This is a genomic window from Flavobacterium chungangensis, from assembly GCF_042654045.1.
In the GTDB taxonomy this organism is placed as follows: Bacteria; Bacteroidota; Bacteroidia; order Flavobacteriales; family Flavobacteriaceae; genus Flavobacterium; species Flavobacterium chungangensis.
The window spans coordinates 65515-84491 of record NZ_JBHSFY010000012.1 but is presented as its reverse complement, the minus strand read 5'-3'; the positions used below and the strand labels follow the sequence as shown (position 1 = coordinate 84491).

At 36.6% G+C, this 18977-nt stretch carries 16 protein-coding genes; 11 read left to right on the top strand and 5 right to left on the bottom strand.

The window, feature by feature from the left end; genetic code table 11:
- The first annotated feature begins 223 nt into the window (after positions 1 to 223).
- The 3 genes from ACFO3N_RS17965 to ACFO3N_RS17955 all read left to right on the top strand — a co-directional run bounded on the left by ACFO3N_RS17965 (position 224) and on the right by ACFO3N_RS17955 (position 2582).
- On the top strand, positions 224 to 511 hold the full coding sequence (locus tag ACFO3N_RS17965) for a hypothetical protein (protein WP_379800027.1): 288 nt from the start codon (positions 224 to 226) through the stop codon (positions 509 to 511).
- A gap of 217 nt (positions 512 to 728) precedes the next feature.
- On the top strand, positions 729 to 2234 hold the full coding sequence (locus ACFO3N_RS17960; RefSeq protein ID WP_379800025.1) for a MauE/DoxX family redox-associated membrane protein: 1506 nt from the start codon (positions 729 to 731) through the stop codon (positions 2232 to 2234).
- A 66-nt stretch (positions 2235 to 2300) separates the two neighbouring features.
- On the top strand, positions 2301 to 2582 hold the full coding sequence (locus ACFO3N_RS17955) for a hypothetical protein (protein WP_379800023.1): 282 nt from the start codon (positions 2301 to 2303) through the stop codon (positions 2580 to 2582).
- A 50-nt stretch (positions 2583 to 2632) separates the two neighbouring features.
- On the opposite strand, the gene ACFO3N_RS17950 is transcribed toward ACFO3N_RS17955, so the two are convergent.
- From ACFO3N_RS17950 to ACFO3N_RS17940, 3 genes are read right to left on the bottom strand one after another with little or no spacing between them, the layout of a single operon-like run.
- A complete protein-coding gene (locus ACFO3N_RS17950; protein WP_379800021.1) occupies positions 2633 to 5290 on the bottom strand; it encodes a S9 family peptidase in 2658 nt (885 codons plus the stop codon).
- Complete coding sequence (locus tag ACFO3N_RS17945; protein WP_379800019.1) at positions 5277 to 6683, bottom strand: RagB/SusD family nutrient uptake outer membrane protein; 1407 nt, start codon at positions 6681 to 6683, stop codon at positions 5277 to 5279. Before ACFO3N_RS17945 ends, ACFO3N_RS17950 begins: the two co-directional genes overlap by 14 nt.
- Positions 6684 to 6694: 11 nt before the next feature.
- Positions 6695 to 9628 carry a SusC/RagA family TonB-linked outer membrane protein gene (locus ACFO3N_RS17940; RefSeq protein ID WP_379800209.1) on the bottom strand — a complete coding sequence of 978 codons (2934 nt, stop codon included), beginning with the start codon at positions 9626 to 9628 and terminating at the stop codon, positions 6695 to 6697.
- A 617-nt stretch (positions 9629 to 10245) separates the two neighbouring features.
- On the opposite strand from ACFO3N_RS17940, the gene ACFO3N_RS17935 reads away from it, so the two are divergent.
- Positions 10246 to 10497 (top strand): helix-turn-helix domain-containing protein, encoded by a 252-nt coding sequence (locus tag ACFO3N_RS17935; RefSeq protein WP_379800017.1) that lies wholly within the window; start codon positions 10246 to 10248, stop codon positions 10495 to 10497.
- A 207-nt stretch (positions 10498 to 10704) separates the two neighbouring features.
- A complete protein-coding gene (locus ACFO3N_RS17930; RefSeq protein ID WP_379800015.1) occupies positions 10705 to 11715 on the top strand; it encodes a DUF4365 domain-containing protein in 1011 nt (336 codons plus the stop codon).
- 454 nt (positions 11716 to 12169) lie between these two features.
- Here the strand turns inward: ACFO3N_RS17930 and ACFO3N_RS17925 are convergent, their stop codons facing one another.
- Both ACFO3N_RS17925 and ACFO3N_RS17920 read right to left on the bottom strand, forming a co-directional pair.
- On the bottom strand, positions 12170 to 12346 hold the full coding sequence (locus ACFO3N_RS17925; protein WP_290969628.1) for a histone H1: 177 nt from the start codon (positions 12344 to 12346) through the stop codon (positions 12170 to 12172).
- A 59-nt stretch (positions 12347 to 12405) separates the two neighbouring features.
- Complete coding sequence (locus tag ACFO3N_RS17920; RefSeq protein ID WP_379800013.1) at positions 12406 to 14109, bottom strand: helix-turn-helix domain-containing protein; 1704 nt, start codon at positions 14107 to 14109, stop codon at positions 12406 to 12408.
- A 334-nt stretch (positions 14110 to 14443) separates the two neighbouring features.
- Here ACFO3N_RS17920 and ACFO3N_RS17915 point away from each other — a divergent pair, with 334 nt between their 5' ends.
- The 6 genes from ACFO3N_RS17915 (at position 14444) to ACFO3N_RS17890 (ending at position 18976) form a co-directional block, all read left to right on the top strand.
- Entirely contained in the window at positions 14444 to 15127 is a 684-nt protein-coding gene (locus tag ACFO3N_RS17915) for a hypothetical protein (RefSeq protein ID WP_379800011.1), read from the top strand.
- 300 nt (positions 15128 to 15427) lie between these two features.
- Positions 15428 to 16315, top strand: a complete 888-nt coding sequence (locus tag ACFO3N_RS17910) for a helix-turn-helix transcriptional regulator (protein WP_379800009.1) — start codon at positions 15428 to 15430, stop codon at positions 16313 to 16315.
- Between the two features lie 138 nt (positions 16316 to 16453).
- On the top strand, positions 16454 to 17530 hold the full coding sequence (locus tag ACFO3N_RS17905) for a hypothetical protein (RefSeq protein ID WP_379800007.1): 1077 nt from the start codon (positions 16454 to 16456) through the stop codon (positions 17528 to 17530).
- A 72-nt stretch (positions 17531 to 17602) separates the two neighbouring features.
- A complete protein-coding gene (locus ACFO3N_RS17900; protein ID WP_379800005.1) occupies positions 17603 to 17797 on the top strand; it encodes a YqaE/Pmp3 family membrane protein in 195 nt (64 codons plus the stop codon).
- Between the two features lie 253 nt (positions 17798 to 18050).
- Positions 18051 to 18512, top strand: coding sequence for a hypothetical protein (locus ACFO3N_RS17895; RefSeq protein ID WP_379800003.1), 462 nt, complete (start codon positions 18051 to 18053; stop codon positions 18510 to 18512).
- Positions 18513 to 18637: 125 nt separating this feature from the next.
- Positions 18638 to 18976, top strand: coding sequence for a DUF4134 domain-containing protein (locus ACFO3N_RS17890; protein ID WP_269237934.1), 339 nt, complete (start codon positions 18638 to 18640; stop codon positions 18974 to 18976).
- Position 18977: the final 1 nt, after the last annotated feature.

Here is an 18977-nt window from a genome sequence, read left to right as displayed (position 1 = left end):
TCGGTTGTTTAACAAACGGACATCTTGCCGATTGCAGGAACGTGGCAATCTTTCCAGATATTTGAAATATTCATCCCAAATCAGCTTACTTAAACCTAATTTATCCACTAAATTAATTAAGCACTTTGGATTAAGCCTATCATGGTTATATTATGTCCATGAGAATCAGCGATATGCTCATTACCTTTATCTCAATTAAATATTAATTTAAAACGCTCGAATTATGATTACAAAAAGTGATGTTGCCAAGCTGCTGGATACCGTTTTGAGTATCCCTGGCATGAGTGAGACGGTGAAGATTGATTTAAAAATTTCACGCAAAAATGTACTGCTGCTTAGTTATTTTATCGAACAGGGACTCCTATTGGAAAAGGATGATTCGAGTTTGATGGGAATTGTTTCCGAAGAAAGTTTAACCGATCTGAAAAACATCTCGGAGGAATGCCTTCAGAAAGCAAGTCTGGTGGAACTGAATCAAAAACTTCAGACTTTAAGCCAGGCTTTTAAGTAATAATCCGTTGTTTTAAAATGCAATAAAAGTGTCCATAAAGTATTAATATTTTAATGGACACTTTTTCATTATATTCCCAAATAAAATTGGCTCGATTTTCAGAACTTTTGGCTTAATTTTAATAACAGTTTTATAAAATCATGCTTCTAAATTTGTATATCAATTTTTTCTTTTCCATCTTCTCAAAACCGAAAAAGAAAATGCAATTTTTTAAGTTATGAAATTACACATTAATTTAAATAACACTTTTGTAGAGGTAACTTGTCTACTTTATGTACTACTGTTCGTTTACGCATCAGTTTCAAAAATATTGGATTTTGAAAGTTTTCAGGTTCAGCTGGGACAGTCTCCATTATTGAGCATTTATGCCGGATGGATGTCATGGCTGGTAATTTCTCTTGAAATTTTGATTTCTATCTTACTGCTTTTTCCGAAGACGAGGGGAATCGGATTGTGGGCGAGCTTTAATTTAATGGTCATGTTTACGGTTTATATTTTTATTATTCTTCACTACAGCTCCTTTGTTCCCTGCTCCTGCGGCGGAATATTGGAAAAAATGACCTGGCAGATGCATTTGGCTTTCAATATCGTTTTTGTGCTGTTGGCTTTAATAGCCATAATTTTTAAAAAAGAAACTGGGACAATATTTAAATGCCATAAATCTGCAGGGATTGCAGTTTCTGCTTTTTTAAGTATCGCCACAGTTGTGGTTCTCTACATTAATTCGGAAAGTGAAATGCATTATAACAACCCCTTTACAAGGAGATATATAAAGACGTCTATCCATTATGTGGCATCAAAAGATCTAAAATTTAATTCCTATTATTTTGCGGGCTATAGTGGTTCTAAAATCTATTTCGGCAATTCCGTGGCACCACTCAGCATGCTGAGTATTGATACTGCCTTCCAAAAATTTGAAAAGATAAGAATTGATTTCAAAGATGAGGGCATACCTTTTAAATATGTAAGAATTTATATTCGCGGCAAATATTTTTACCTTGGGGACGGAACTGTGCCGCGAATGTTCAGAGGCAGCACCTCAAGCTGGAAAATCGATTTAGAGTTCAAAGGGATTCCTAGTTTTACCAGTGCAGCAATTATTGACAGCACGTCATTCGTTTTCCGCAATAATACGGGAGAAAACGGTTCCAATATAATTGGTATTTATAATGCAGATGACAGCATTAAAGTCAAATATTCCCCTTACCTGCTCAAAAAACAGATTGACGGAATTTTTGATACGGACGGCAGTCTCCAGTACGATGAAAAATCAAAAAAAATCATATATGCATATTTCTACCGTAATGAATTTTTGACAGCTGATAAAAATGCCAATTTGATCAATACCGATCATACCATCGACACAACTACTAAAGCCAATATTAAAGTAGCAAAACTGAAAGGCGGAGATCAGAGAAAGATGGCTGCGCCTCCCATGATGGTCAACGCTGGATTCAGCGCCTATGATAACTGTCTCTTTATGCGCTCTAAGATCCGAGGATTTTATGAGAATGAAGATTTATGGGAAAACGGAGGAGAAGTTATTGATGTGTATAATCTAAAAAAACGGTCGTACGTATTAAGTATTCCGATTTTCGGATCACATAACGGCAGGTTTAAGGAATTTATGGTCACAGGGACACATCTGTATCTGATATTTGGAAATACATTAATGATCTATAAATTTCAAAATACTTTAAAAAAGGAAATAGATAACCTTTAAAAAAATAAAAAAAATACTAGCTGGTTTCAGGAAGAAAGATCGAACACCTGTAGAAAAAAGTAGATCATGTTTAACTTAATATGCATTTTTATGAAAACGAATTTTTTTAAAAGCACACTGCCATTTGCAGCAGTTGCAGTATTGGGAATTTCGGGAGCATTTTTTACAACATCAATGCAAACTGCAAAAGAAGTAATACCAATCAGTGGCTATATTTCTGTAGCAGCTCCTTGTGATACTTACGTAAAAGAATGTAGTGATGGACCTACTCCTCTTTGTACCGCAAACGGACAGCAACTTTATGACCAGTTCACTTGCAGCCAGGCGCTGCATGAACCTGAAAATTAATTTTTAATTTTTTAAAAGCAATGCAGTTCATAATAGAACTGCATTGTTTGTTAAATTTTATCACTGCATTTTAAATAATAATCAAACCACTCAAGTATTCTTTTTGAGAGATCGATTTGATTGTTTTCCTGTTCCACCGTATGACCTTCATTTGGATATAATAACATTTTACTCGGTTTTTTTAAAATTCTAAGTGCCATATGCAGTTCAACACTTTGATACCACGGCACATGGTAATCTTCTTTGCCAGTCCAGAGCAGCAAGGGAGTATTTATTGCCGCAGCATTGTGTACGGGTGAGTTTTTAAGATATAAGGCAGTATCTTCAAATAAGCTTTTGCCCATTCTCCACTGCTCATCAGTCTGGAAACGCGTTGCATTTGGCTTAAAGAAATTCTTATCAATTGATAAATAAAAACTGCTCAAGTCTGAAATTGATGCCCCGGAAACGGCACATGCAAAAATATCTGTCGCAGTTACAATGTAATTTGTCTCATAACCTCCGAAGGAATGTCCCATTAATCCGATTCTTTTTTCGTCAATGATCCCTAACTTTAAAATTTCTTTTACTGCTGTAAGGGTACAATCTAAAGCGCTGCCTCCGATATTGCCATTTTCCTGCTCAATATCAGGTGACAATACAAAGTAATCTTTGGAACATAAAAACGGAGGATTATATCCATAACTCTGAAACAGGGTGGGATTATAGAATTTGTGAAGTCTGTTGGACTGGTATTCATAGATATTGACAATCATCGGATATTTCTTGTTCTTATCATAATTGAAAGGATAATAAAGAATTCCTTTTAGATCTTGTCCTCTTGAATTACTGTAATATATTAGTTTAGGCTTGCTCCATTGAAAATTAAAATGATGCGGATTACTTTGATATACAACCTTTGGTTTTTTATTTTTTTCTTTTAAAACAAAACGCGGAGGCAAATCAAAACGTTCTTCCTTGTAGATGTAAATGTCCCTGTTTTTCAGAAAATAAATTTTGTCAGATAATAAATCTTCATAGACAATTGCCTTTTCGTTAACATCCTTATTCCATTTAAAATAGCCTGCTTTTTTATCACCGCCTAATGCCTTGAGAATAATCTCCTGGTTAAGGTCTATTGTTTTTGATTTTACGCGATCGTAAACGAAGTCGTATCTGTCCGATTCATTTTCGACAGCAATCCTGAATTTTATTTCTTTTTCCCTGCCGTGAGTCAGCCGTTCAAAACTACTTCCGTCTGGTTTAACCTTCCAAAGATCATACTGGTCATAAATGATAAAATCAGAATCATCGCTGCTCCACCCCGCAGCTCCAAAACAGTTGTTGCTCATGTTTAGATAAACTTTTCCAGAGAAAGGCACGCCTATTTTTTGGGTAACATTAGCAGTTGTTTTCTTTCTGATATCGTATACCCACCAGGCATTATCTTTAAAATACGAAATATATTTTCCAGAGGGTGATGCAAGAAGATCATATATAATCGCACTTTGTTTTTCAACAATCTTGTCTTTTTGATTTGTTTCTAGATCTATCGTGTAAAAATCCATTGGGCCGTCAGTATCCAGCTGCGGTTCATAGTCTTTCGGGTTGCACACTATAGCGTATTGATCATCGCCGGTTAGAGTTCCTATTGGTAAACTGCTTGAAGTTATTGAGTTGAATGTTTTCTTTTCTGGAATCCAGACCGCAAGATGCTTATTTTCGATATAGTTGCCTTTAAATTTTTGCAAGGGATAAATAAATTGATCTGAAGCATTCCAGATTTCTACATCAGTCAATGCACTGCTCCTGTTTTCTACCGTACTTAGGCTAAAGAAAACTTTTTTTGCATCCTGAGATATTCTTAATGGAAATCTTCCGTCTTTATCTATGTAATTCTCACGAAGGAAATCACTTTGTCCAGAAGGATTAAGCTCAAAACATTTTCCTTCCAGAGAATTGTAAAAATATAAAATAGAATTCCTGCAGTAAGGCTTCGTAAAGCCGTAAAAGGCAATTGAAATACTGCTGTCATCCCAGGTCAGTCTGTCAAATGAATTGGGAGAATTTTCAATAATCCATTCGACAGGTGAAGGTTTCATTAGATTTAATAGACCTACAGAATTTACATTATTATGTATGGCTGTAAATGCAATATTTTTTTTGTCAGGACTCATTACAAATTTCTCGACATTCGGTAAAGTTGATACTGAACTGTCGTTGGTATTGATCAGCTGTAAGAAATTGCTATTACTCTGTAGTATAGCAAGCAGATGAGCCGGTGAGGAATAATTCATGGAGCTTACATTGGAATAGATTTTCTTAGTTCCTGATTTCAGATTTTGGATGATCAGGTTTTTATCCTTATCCATGCAAAGTACATTATTGTCTGAGGTAAATTCGGCTCTTGTAACTTTAGGGAAAAGATATGTTTTCAGGCTTTCTACATTTCGGACATACAGCGTTTCTTCCCTGCCGTCATACTGCATGCGGAAGCTTATCCATTTTCTGTCTGGTGATGCCTGATCAGTAATAAGTTCTCCCCATTCCTTATAATCAGCTTCTGAGAGCTGTTTTTTTTGCACTGCCTGCCCCAGAATAGGGCAGGCTACTAATGGCAAAATAAAAAATGAAATTAAAAAAAATGCTGCTTTCCAAAAACATGTGCACTTTTCTTTTTCTTCCGCTGATGATGCGGAAAGAGTTGCAGTATTGCTAGTATCCTTCATTTTGAGGCAGGAGATTAGGATTAACATTCAGTTCATTTTGAGGTATGGGAAACATTACATCATATGCATTCCATCCGGGTTTTGTAAGGATTAGGATATTACTGATTTCTCCTGTGCGCTTTAAATCAAAGAAACGGTGTCCATATTCACTAAAGAGTTCCTTTCTTCTTTCCTTCGCTACCGCTTTTAGAATCTGTTCTTTTGAAATTGCTGAAGTATTATTTAATCCGGCGCGCGAACGTATTTTATTGAGGTCTTCTTTGGCTCCGATCAGGTCACCTTGCTGTGCTCTTGCTTCTGCCCTTATCAGATATTGTTCTGCCAGACGCAGTACTACGGAGTATTCAAGAGATTCAGTGCCGGCATTGTTGAGTCTGTACTTATAAGCATGGTACCATGTCTGCCCTTGGCCAGTAATGCCTTTTATCCAGTTTGTTCTGCGCAGATCACCTGTTTCCAAAGAATCAATAAAATCAGCAGTTAAAGAAACCAGCGGAGGAGGACCTGAGGTGAAAATAAAGGTAGCTGCTTCATCAGTATTTTTTCCAATGCGCAAAGGCTGGAACTGCCAGATTGTTTCTTTGGATTTTTTTAAGAAAACATTCGTCAGCTGAGACTCTAATTGATAAAGTGAGTTTTGGTTCAGCACCGCTGAGACAGTATTGGATGCTTCTTCCCAATTTCTGTTATAAAGATATGCGCGGGCCAGTAAAGCCAAAACGCCGTACTTATTAGGACGGGTTCTTTCGCTGTTTCTGTATTCCTGCGGCAACAATACCGCAGCTTCCTCTAAATCTTTTAGCAGTAGATCGTAATTAAATTCCGGGCTGTTTTTTTTTACAGTATTGTTAACTGTAAAATCGGTTGAGGTCACGTAGGGAACACTGCCGAACAGATTAATAAGGTAAAAATGCATTAATGCACGGATAAAGAGCGCTTCCCCTTTTAAGCCTTCTTTTTCAGCTTTATTTAGATGACTGCTGTTTTCAAGGCCCTCTATCACAGCATTGGAGGCGTAGATATAATTATAGCTTGTGTTCCAGTAGTTTGCTATGTTACTGTTGGAAGATAAAAGGGAATTGGTGAAAAATGGCATGGAGGAGTCAGTTGGCAATGCATAGCACTGAAATTCATCGGCATAATTACCGAGAGAATTAGACAGACCTAGCGAGGTGCCAGTTAAAATACCCTGATCCCTCATTCTGGAATAAATATCAGTAACAGCTGCATTGGCAGTAGCACTGCTCTGGAACACCGCATCTTTTGTGAGCTGAGATTGCGGCAGATCCACATCTACAAAAGAATCACAGCATGTAAACAGAATAAAGATGAAAAGCGGCAAAAGAAACTTTACATTAGTTTTCTTTTGTTTTTTTATGATAAAATAATTCATGTTTTTTTTATTTAAAAGGTTAGCTGCATACCCGCTGTTATGATCTTTAGCGGTGGCAAAAATCCAGATGTTATAAATTCAGGATCACCGTCTTTGTAATTGGTGATTGTCAAAAGGTTCTGGCCCTGAAGAAAGAACAGGCATTTTATATTTCTGCTGTTCAGCGGCACATCATACGATAATTCGACATTCTTTAAGCGCAGATAAGAACCATCTGTAATTGCTCCAGTACTATTGCTGAATAAAAAATCGGCAGTTACGGCTGCAGAATTAAAACCGGCGGTGTAAAGCTGATAATCGGCACTGCCGTTTGAACCATTCTGCTTCCAATTATTTAAAGATCTTTCCAGCTGATTAGTCATCTGGCCTTGATAGCCATTGTAATAGCTTTTAGCTTTCTGCTTTACAAACTGGAAAAGGAAGTCGATTTTCCAATGATCGAAACTCAGCTGATTCTGTATTCCGCCAAAATATTTTGGATTTAAATTAATAATTGCCTGCTTATCATCCGGCTGCGTTATTTTTCCGTCTTTATTTAAATCCTCAAATTGATATATCCCAGTCGCGGAATCTATGCCTGAATAAACATACATGAGGTTAATGTTCAGCGGTTTGCCTATTATATATTTTTGGCTGTATGTCGAGGCATTTAAATTAGGAAAACTGATTAGTCTGTTGTCGTTCAGAGATAAATTGAAATTGGTTATCCAGCTGAATTTATTTGCCGTAAAGTTCATGGTCCGCAGCGTAAATTCCCAGCCTGAATTCTGGACTACGGCATTAAGATTGGCCTGTATCGATGAAAATCCAGTTGTGCCTGCAAGCGGAACGCCGACCAGTTGATTAGACGAACGGTTCTGGTACCATGCCGCAGTAATAAAAATTCGATCCTGTAAAAGGCCCATTTCAAGCGCAGCTTCTTTTTTTCTGTTTATTTCCCAACTGAAATTCGGATTGTAAAGTCTTGATGGACGAAGGCCTACATATGCATTATAAGATATGCCCGATGAGGTGTAAGTATCCAGATACTGGTAATCCCCAATCTGGTCACTGCCTGTAGTTCCGTAGCTGCCTCGTAATTTTCCGAAACTCAGCCAGTGCATGTTTTTTAGGAAGTTTTCCTTTGAGAAAAGCCAGGCAAGTCCAATAGCGCCGAATGAGGCAAATTGGTTTCCAGGTCCGAAACGGCTGGAACCGTCTCTTCTTCCGGTCAGATTCAGATAGTAGCGGTCATGTAAGTTGTAATTTATCCTTCCGAAAAAAGCCTGATAGCTGTAATTTATCTTATCGTTTAATAAAATCTGGACGGTTGATGCCGAAGCTAAGTCATAAATCAGGCTGTTGGAACTGAAACCGCTTCCAAATTGATAAACCCTTTCCGTATCCTGGTTCTGAAATGTTCCTCCTGCAAGTACTCCGATAGAGCCAAAGGTGTATTCTTTTTCCCAGTGGATCTGCGGCTCTGCGATCCAGGATCTTCTGTTTGTGTTGTTGCGGTAAAGGCTTGAATTCGCACTTGTTACATTGAATGAAGGATTGAAGATAGTGGATGGCGAGGTGCGGAGCTCCATTTGCTGCAAATCGGTAAACCCGAAACTGCTTTTTACAGTTAATCCAGCAGTTAATTCATAAGATAAAACCGCGTTGGAGACAAGATCATTTGATTTAGCTTTTGAAACTGCATCAAGCATGCGCAGCGGATTCTGCCATGTACCGTTTGCCCAGTTCAAATTTCCCTGATCGTCATATAATGATGGAGCATTCGGAGCAAGACTTCGTGAGATCGGAGTGAAGTCAAATGCCGGCTGATTGTTAGTCTGCGAGTTATATCCGACTGAAAAAGAAAACTTAAACTTAGTGTCTTGAGCAGTGTGGTTCATTGTAAACTGCCCGCCTCTTTTTTTATAATCGTAGTCACCCGGAAAGACAGTTGATTCCGTATGATAGGACGAGCTGAATAGGAACTGTGTTTGCTCAGAACCGCCAGAAATATTTGTTTGTAGATCAGTGATCTGCGAAGTGCCTCCTGTCAGTTCATCCTGCCAGTCAGTATACCTGGTCTGATCCCATGTCCCATTGATATCGTAAGCGCCCGCAGGATAAACACTTATTTTATCATTTGCAAATGCTTCGCGGCGCATGGATAAATACTGTGCCGTATCCATTAAATCTAAAAATCGGGTTACCTTTCCAACTCCTGTCGAAGCTTTAATGCTGAAGCTGGTTTTGCCTGATTTTCCTTTCTTGGTTGTTATCAGTACCACGCCGTTTGCGCCTCTTGAACCGTATATTGCAGTAGCATCGGCATCCTTTAGAACTTCTATGCTTTCAATGGTATCAGGATTGATATTGTTCAGGGGACTAGTCACAGAAGGATAGGTCGTAGATGTCTGGCTGTATCCTACGGGATCTGACGAATAGGGTACTCCGTCAATGACATAGAGCGGAGCGTTAGCGTCGGTTCGAATGCTGTTTTGTCCCCTGATCTTAATATCGAATCCTCCGCCAGGCACTCCACTAGTCTGCACAACATTGACACCGGCCATACGGCCCTGCATTGCTGCAAGTATATTAGTTACAGGCTGTGTTGCGATATCTTTAGAAGTAATACGAGCAATGCTTCCCGTACGCTCGCTTTCCTTAACAGAATAATATCCAGCATTGATCTTTACCTCCTGCAGTGTAGTGGTGTCGTACTGCAGCACAATATCGATTCTGCTTCTGCCCTGCACCGGGATAAAAGCTTTTTTGAATCCGATGAAAGAAAACACGAGCGTATCACCTGAACCTGCTGTTATTGCATACTGCCCGCTGTAATCTGAGATGGAAGATATTTCTGCCCTGTTTTTAACTGCGATGGAGACTCCTGGCAGCGGGGAATTTCCATCGGTAACGGTTCCTTGAATTGTAATTTCCTGAAGGGAAAACTTAGAAAGCCGGTTCAAACTTCCGGCAAATGAAGATGAAAAAGACAGCAGCATGCACGAAAAAATCATGCAATAAAATGCCTTCCCATCCTTGTAAAATGAAGAATAATTCATAATATTGGGATTGGTTAGTTAAATATGGATTTGATTAGCTAAGGTCCTCTGCTCTAGTTTGGTCGCTGCAGTAGAGGGCCATTTTTTTATGCATTAAGTAAACGGCTTAATGAAATAAATGAAGTTTTTTTAGGACACGGCAATATGGTTTAACAGTTCTACTTTTAATTTAAAAACGAAACTTTAAATAAAAAAAGAATTATAAACACTATGAATTTAAGAAAAGTTTATGACAAAAAAAGGCATGGAACTCAGCTTATCGTTTCAAAGGTACTTGGCATACCCACCCACAGATAAGTGAGCCCACGCCCGTAAGCGTGAGCAATTTACTTATCATCCTGTGGGTTTAAACTGCCAAGTTTTTTGAAACAGGATTCAAAGCGAAATGCTTCAAATATTTTATATGAAGAATCGCAAATTTACACTTCTATTTAGAAGTATCGAAACAAATATAACAAAAAATACATCATGATACCCTACAAGGTACCAATTATTTTGTTTTTTCCTATGAATTTTAACAAATGAATGAAATTGACTTTATCTCGGAAAGAATAAAATTTGGGAAGCATGTTTTGAAACTTAGACGCAAAATTAAAAGCGTTGAATACCAAAGCCGTTCAATTTCCCAACAAGAGCTTGCGGATAGAAGTGACTACATAACCAAAAAGACTCTTGGACAAATCGAGAGAGGGGAAGTAAACTTTCAATTTGAAACTTTAGTAGCTTTAGCTCAGGTACTAAATGTTTCATTAAAAGAGCTTTTAGATTACTAATGAACATCATCGAATATTTATAACTCAAATCAAGTGTAATAAAAAGATGCTAATTGGCATCTTTTTTTATTTTATAATTCAAAGAAAAAAAAGGTATTTTTACTGTATGCACTAAGAACCTTAAAGACTATTTGATCTTATCTTTACGGTTTTCCAAAAGGCCATCTAATCATAAAAAAAATTAAATTAATTATATAAAGAACAACATTGATACGCTTACCTCAAAGAATCTCACAACATAAGTCCGAAAGCGATTCATTTGCGATACTTCTATACAAACTTAAAAACTTGGGAATTTTTAGAAATTTCACACAAAACGATTATGGTATTGATCTAGAAGTGGAACTTCTTGAAGATGACAATATAACTGGTAAATATTTTAAAGTTCAAGTAAAATCTTCTGTTGATTTAGTAATCAGACAAGATGGTATACCCACTACAAATGGAATAAAACAATCGACACTAAACTACTGGGCTGAACTATCATTCCATTCCCCAGTTATAGCTTTTGCAGTGGATGTAAAAAAAGAGAACATATACATCTCGAAGCCTTTATTTTGGCAGGCTTTATCTTTAATCGATAGTTCGGGAAAATCTAAGACTATCGAGTATTTTGAAAAAGATAAAACACCAGAAGATACTAAGGAATTAATAGACTTAATTACAAAATTTGCAACTCAGCCAAGTATTCACGAGCAGGTATTTGCGCACAAACAATTTCTCGAAAGATTTAAACAAATTTTGGACTCATATGAGGATTGCGTGTATTCAGATTTAGGAAGTGAAATCACTATGGGAAGTGGAGCTTTTAGAACTTTTCTGAACGCAACCAGAACGCTCCTATATGAACAAACATTTGATGTAAAAAATAAACTTGCTGAACTTTTAGAAATTTACAGCTCTAATAAAAAATTTCATAAAATAAGAGATTTCAATAGAAATGACATTGAAAACATTTTTGATTTTCAGTATTATTTGGATCTGTCGTATCATCCTGGTGCTAATGTAAATGGCAAAGATGCGCTGATGGCATTCAATCTGCTATTTCCTATAATTGGAAACAGATTAACTGAACTTAGAAATGTTATTTTAAAATCAGAATCTTTCTGGCAGCGCAGAGATCCTCAATATTTAGATCTCGTAACTAAAGCTTTATTACCAGATCATTTTACATTTGAAGCGTTAGAAGCTTACAATAAATCTTTTAGTGGTTACTAAACTTAACAAGCTATACATATGCTATCATATATTAACATAATTTACCTCTAAATTTAGTTGAAGTTCAATGACCCACTCATTCGAAATTTAATTATAACGTATTGTTAAAAAACGTTTTTAACAGCAACTAAAAGTCTGTTAAAGTTAAATTTTAGAATCTGAATTAGCTTGCTTTTTGTTGTTGAACTCAATGAATATTTTGAATTGTCAAAAAAAATATCTCAGCCCCGATTGAAGCGGAAATCCTTTTTTGCCGGGGTTCGGCATAAAAGATTGCAGCGAAAAGCGGGAAAAGCTGCATAAAAAAACAGCTTTAGTCCTTAAAACTGACTGCATCTCCTTTTAATAATTACGGGAAACAGACTGGAAAATCGAAAAAAAAAAGAAAAAACAACGGGGCCAAAAAGCCCCGTTATTCCACCTTTTACTCTCAGCAAGACACCAAAAGCAATACTTATTTCTTAGACTCCTCAATAGAAACTTTTCTAAACTCTTTCAAAAGTTTCTCAATTTCCAAAGAAGCCTTACGAGCTCTTGCCCCTGCAGCCTTCACTCCTTTTTCGGCAAGCGAATCGGATTCCGTTTTAAAAGTATCAATCTCAGCATTAATTTTCACCAATAAATCTTTCATGTTTTCTGTTTTTTAAAATTACGAGGCAAAAATAAAAACTTAGCAGTGAAATACTAATCCTATGCCTCATAATTATTCTTTTTCATCTGATCAACGAAATAGACTGCAGGCATGCCCATTTTAGCTAAAAACGCATTGGCAAAACGCTGGGTGGAGCTGAAACCGGCTTCCTGGGCTAAAGCGTCGTTGGAATAACTCCTGTATTTCTTTTCGTTTTGCAGAAGTGCTATTATATAGTCAATCCTAAGACCGTTTATATAATCCGTAAAACTTTTTCCCCTATACTGTTTGATGATGCCCGCCAGATAATTTGAGTTGGAATTAAAATAGGCTGCAAGGCTTCCCTGCTTCCAGTCTCTTTCCAAGAATTTATTTTCCTTTTCAAACTTTTCCAGCTGCTTCAATATCAAAGCAGCAGTACCGCTGTTAATATCTGAAGCCGGCAGCCTCTCCACATTATTCTTTGGCTTATTTTTATTCTGCTCTAACTTTGTGATATACTCTTCAAAACGCTTTTTGTAAAGCCTTCTGTTCCTGTAATAGCGATACGTAAGCACTGTAATGATAATCAGCATAAATAAAAATACTATGACAGAAATAAGATCATAGTTTTTTTCCCACACTAATTCCTTTTTAAGATACTCCCCTTCCCGCTGCAGATTTTCTTTTTCCTGCACCAGCTCTTTGGTATCATACTGCTTATGAATTTTACCGACTATATATCTACTGGTTTCCACCAGCAGAGTGTCTGCCTTTAAAAGCTGTTCAACATAATACAATTGTGAAGCTAAATCTTTCTTCTGCCTGTAATAGTTTATTAATAATTCAAAAGACTGCCGCAGATCAGGGCGGAGATAGTTTTTCTCCTTGAAAATTTTATCCACGATCTGAAAATACGCTGCAGCTTTCGCTTTCCTATCAAGCGCCCAATAGCTCTTCCCTATATAAAAGTTCCCAATTGCCTCGTTTGCAAAATCACGATTCTCTTTAACTGCTTCCAGAGATGATTCTATATCTTTTATCGACTTTGAGTAATTTTTCAGAAAGAACTCATTAATTCCCTGTGAATGCATAAAATAGGGAATCATTTCCAGATTATCCAGCCTGCGGCATTCATTAATTCCTAGTGTATTAGTCTGGGTGCAGAGTCCAAAATTGCCGTTTTTATTGTAACAGAGCCCAAGAGTATGAAGCGAGTTTAAATAGGGCCGTGTGTTACGGTCCTTATAATAAGCTGCACACTCGCGGAGAAGTGAAATTGCCTCTTCATAAAAACCAATGTAAAGCTTGGTCAAAGCGATCTGATATTTTACTTTATGTTTTTGGTAAGCATCATCTGTTTTAGAAATATAACTGTTGGCAATAAGATAATTATCCATCGCTTTTTCCTGATCCTTTCGTCCATAAAATACTATTCCTTTGGAAAGATAGGCCGATCCAATCAGGGCATCATCATTAGACTTCCTGGCAGCATATATCATGCTGTCGGCATAAACAGGGCGCAATTTATCGGGAGACTCATGCAGCAGGTTGTGGTATCCGTTAACCAGTTCCTTCCAGTTTTTCTCATTTTTCGCTTTATTGATATAGGTGAACAGATAAACGGCTGCCTTGGAACTGTCTCTCCTCAATTCATAAATCCTGTCATCTATGTACCCGTAACTTTTGTGTTTCAATGAGTCAGGGATACTAAAACGGGACTGCTGCGTAAATGCATGATTGGAGAAAATTAAGAGTAATACAAGTAAATTCTGTTTATTCATGATACATATATTTAGGGGATAATGCGCCTGGAATAATCCCGAAGCACTTCCTCACAGCTGTCGGAATAATTTTACTTTAACTTAACCCAAAAATAACACAAACAATTGTATTACAAACACTTATTAACATAAAATGATGTATGGATTTTCGGAAAATCCATACCATAAATACCGAAAATCCACAGATATAGGGTTGTTTTCAATATTTGAGCCTAATAGCTTTGTCCTGAATTCAAAAGCAAAAAAGTCCAGCAGGGCGCTGGATAAAAGTTCTGCTTATCCGGATGAAAAGAACTGAGAAGCAATTCTCATTCACTTTCAAACAAACCAAATCATGAAAACTATTTTATTATGCATCACAGTTTCGCTATTTGTTATTTCATGCTCTTCCGATTCTGATTTCAATACACCTGAAAATGAGCTGCCGGCAGAGAAAAAGTATCAGCCGGCTGAAAACATTCACAACCCTTATGATAAAAAAGGAAAAGAAATTTACGAGAAGCTCAATGCTTTCTACGAAAAAAACAAGATACCAGATTCTTATTCAGAACTCGCTGACCAGATCAATTTTATTAGTGAAAGACCTATAACAAAAAGCTACAAAAACAGCCGATTGATAGAATTTACAGATGAAATCGTAGAGTCTATTATGGAAGATCCCGATAATAATATGATTCTCATTATCCAGGGAAGCACGCTGGGGACTTATGCCAAAGCCAGCCTGATTGATTTTCTTCAAAATCTTATTATTCAAAGGCAGGAAGAGTTCAATACCACTTACAATTATATTACGGATTATGAATCTAATATCCTTGCAGACAGCATTCTGGATCTGGATGAAACCGAAACTATCCTGACGGTCGCCTCTATTTCTCGATATTCTCTTTATTCGGCTGAAGAAAGAAAAGACAGGGACTGGGAAACATCTGTCGGCAGCAGGCCGGCCAAAATTCTTTTTACCGTAAAAGAATCTGCCCTGACCTCAATAATTGCGCTTCTGGGCAGCTGCATCAACTAATATTAATTTAAGATTAAAATGATCATGCCTAAAATAAAACCGTTCACCATATTTTATATAATTCTGGTCCTATTTAATCTTGCCAGCCTGTATTTCATCATAGTCCTATTCAGCTATGATGAAATAACCGGCTTTTTACTAAGCGGAGAAAAAAAATCCATGCGGACAAGGGGACTGGCCTATCTGTTTTACATTGCCACGCTTCTGAACCTCTATTATTTATTCTATACAGCAATAAAAAAGAAATTTACCGATAAGCCCTAAATAAAAAACTGATTTATCTCCTTAGTTGAAAATACCATGATAAAAGATATAATAAATATTGAACTTAAAGACCAGTCAGTCGAGGGATTAGACATTCATATCATAAAAAAATATATTGTTAAAACAGACAGAAATGAGTCATTTCTCTCCAGCAACCTATCGATACTGCTTATTAAGTCGGGCAGGTTTAAAATTAAGCTCAAAGAAATAGTGCAGCATTTAACGGCGCATGATTTACTGATTATTCCCAAAAACTCCTTCTGCACATTAATGGAAATAGAAGATAAGCTCCAGCTTTATATTATTACATTTTCCTCCGATTTTGCATTTAAAAACACCTTTCGAAAAGAACTGGTGGATTCCTTTTACTTTTTAGTCCGAAAAGAACCTTTAAGAATAAATCTTGAAGACAAAGATTATCTGGTGCTGTCGATGATCTACAAGCTGATTTACTTTGTAAATAAAGACAGTAAAAACAATGGATATATTAATGACCTGCAGCGGATCAGCTTTAATCTGTTTCTCTATGAACTCAAAATTATATATTCCAAATATACTTCAGGAACCATGCTGAATTTTTCCAGAAAAGAGAATCTTACGATACAGTTTTTGACCATTTTATCCATTCACTGCAGAAAACAGCATCAGGTAAAATTTTATGCGGGAGCCCTTTTTATCACTCCTGCTTATTTGAGTAAAATTATAAAGGATACCACCGGCAAAACAGCTAAGGATTTTATTAATGAAGCCGTCATAATCGAAGCAAAAGTGCTGCTGGAAGATCTGCAGCTGACAATTTTTGAGATATCTGAAGAATTAGAATTCGCCAGTGTCCATAATTTCAGTGATTTCTTCAAATATCACACCTCCATCTCCCCATCTCAATACCGTTTAAACTCAATTGAAAATTTTAAAAATCTTTAATTTTCGTTTAAATGCCTGCTATTAAAATAAAGTATTATGAGTAATGTATATCCTTTAGAATGGTTAGATTCCTTGATAGTGCAGACTTTAAATCCGAAAAAAACAAATGTTTCAGCATTATCAGAAAAAGACCTGGCTTTGATTTCAGAAAATGCACAGAAAGAATCGCAGCGAATACAAGTGCTTATCAAAAATGAAATTTTCGCAATGTTCAGGAAAAGACAGATCCGGCTTCTAGTGCGCAAGTATCACTCTAATTTAATATTTCTTCTGGATACCGTTATCGAAAATCAAAATTTTAAGGAATTAAAAACAAACAGGCTTTCACAGTTAATTGAGCAGCTAATTGAAGTACTGGATGAAATGCTTTGTTTTATAGAAAACAGGTTTACCTATTATTTAAGTATGGATGAAAGAGTACCCATAACCTACTTGATTGTTTCGAGAAAAGAATTAAAAGTCAAACTGACTAAGCTCAAAGCCCTCGCAGCGAAAAATGAAAACGACAAAGAGAAAATCCAGATCGTAATTGATGCTTTTACAGAATCTATTGAATCCAAAACGCAGAATAAAGTAACTTTCCGGCAGATACGCTATGAGCGCGACTTATTAAAAGCCCTGATTAATCAGGATTATAATCCTAAAGGCGAAACCATTTTTGGAACAGCTGACCAGATATTGATTGCTATGAATTTCAACTGCAGAAAATACATCAGCTTAATTAAAGAACAAATTTTAAAAAACATTGATAAAGAAAAAGAATCTGCTTTCAGGCTTGAACTGCTTCTCCTATATTATAAAGATTTTAATCATCTCACTTCCAATGAGAAAATAACATTTGATCCCAGCATGGAGAATATCAAACCTATTTTAGATAACTGGTTTAAGAATGAAATTGCATACTGGGAGAAAAAAAAGGAATTAGGGACTTCTGTCCGGCGGGCAAAATCAAAATCAATAGAAGAAAAAGTAGAATGCGATCTCTCCGCAGATCAGCTGGGATTAATTTTAAGAGCAGCAGATGAGTCAAGACTAATTAAGGCACGTTCTATGAATCTGGTCTTTCAGTCGATTATACCCTACCTTTCTACCGCTTTTAAAAAAGATTTATCCTATCAATCCGTGAGAAGCAAATCATATAATGCGGAAGAAAAAGACAAAGAAACTGCTATAGCAGGTCTGGAAAAAATGATTAAAAAAATCCGGTCTTACTGAAAATCGAAAATATAAAATCAATTTCAGTAACAATCCAGACTATTAACGACAAATAATTAAAATTCATAGAATATGACATTAATCGCAATATTTTTTCCGTGCATTTCCTTTCTTTTAAGAGGAAAGATTTTTACTGCCCTGATCTGTTTCATTCTTCAGATTACTTTGATCGGCTGGCTCCCTGCTGCAATATGGGCCGTTATTTCCCTGCAGAATTCAAGAGCAGATAAACGAAATGCCAAATTGATAAAAGCTATGAAAAAATAGACAGCTTTAAGACTTATATCATAAGGCCAGAGAAAGAAATAATCCTTTTCTCCGGCTTTTTTTTATTACTATTTTTAGTGAATGCCTAATTCTACTGATGCCGATCGGGGTACAAAAGGGTACAACAAAAAAGTTGTACTTGTAGAAAATTCATTCTAATCGTTCCTTTGGTCTGTAAAATAAATCATATGTGATTCAGATAAACATGATTTATAGAAATGAGAAAAATGTCGAACGATAAATGATGATGACTATGTTTACAAATATTTCATGGAACAGCTATCTAACTGTAATAGGTACAGCGGTAATAATCTGGTATTTAATTATAGTGCTAAAATTTTACAGCGGAGATTTACAAAAAATCTTCTCAGGGGAAAAGAAACTAAAACTCCCCTCTTTCAAAAAAAATATTCAAACTACAAGGGAAGCAAAATCCATTTCGGATTCCTTCTCAGAATCATTCGATACACTGGATGATGCAGAGCAGCTTTCCGGCCGTATACAAATGGCTGCTGCAGAAAGCGCAGAAAAGAATTTATCCAAAGAACAGTTTGAAAACTATCTAAGGATGATTCTTGAAGAATATCCATATGTGAAGATGTCTTCACTTAGAGAAAGCATCAATAAACTGATTGTTTCCGAATCTGAAAAATACCCTGCTCTGCATTTGACTTTAAGCGAGGCAGACAGTCTCTGGGAAGGGACAGTATTCTAAAATCCAGCAGAGGAATCACCCCCGTTCTCTCTGGTGCGGTATGGCTTTATGTGACAAGGAAATAGAGCTGTAACGGCGGTATTCCTCTGCTTTTAAATAACGAAATAACTTTAAAATGATGTATGATGGAAAAATGTAGCTGGAAATTAAAGTGTTTTTGGAAAAAGAATAAAGTGCAGGCCACTTCAATTCTTTTACTGCTGCTAATTAATGGAACGGGATACGCACAGGACGGCGTGGCGGGCATTAATGAAGCCAACCAGAAAGTGAGAAGTTATTTTGACGCGGGCACTGAACTCATGTACGCAGTAGGTGCCATACTCGGCCTTATAGGTGCTGTCAAGGTATATCAGAAATGGAATGCGGGAGATCCCGATACGGGAAAGGTTGCCGCTGCCTGGTTTGGGAGCTGTGTATTTCTAGTTGTGGTGGCAACGGTAATTAAATCCTTTTTCGGCGTGTAGC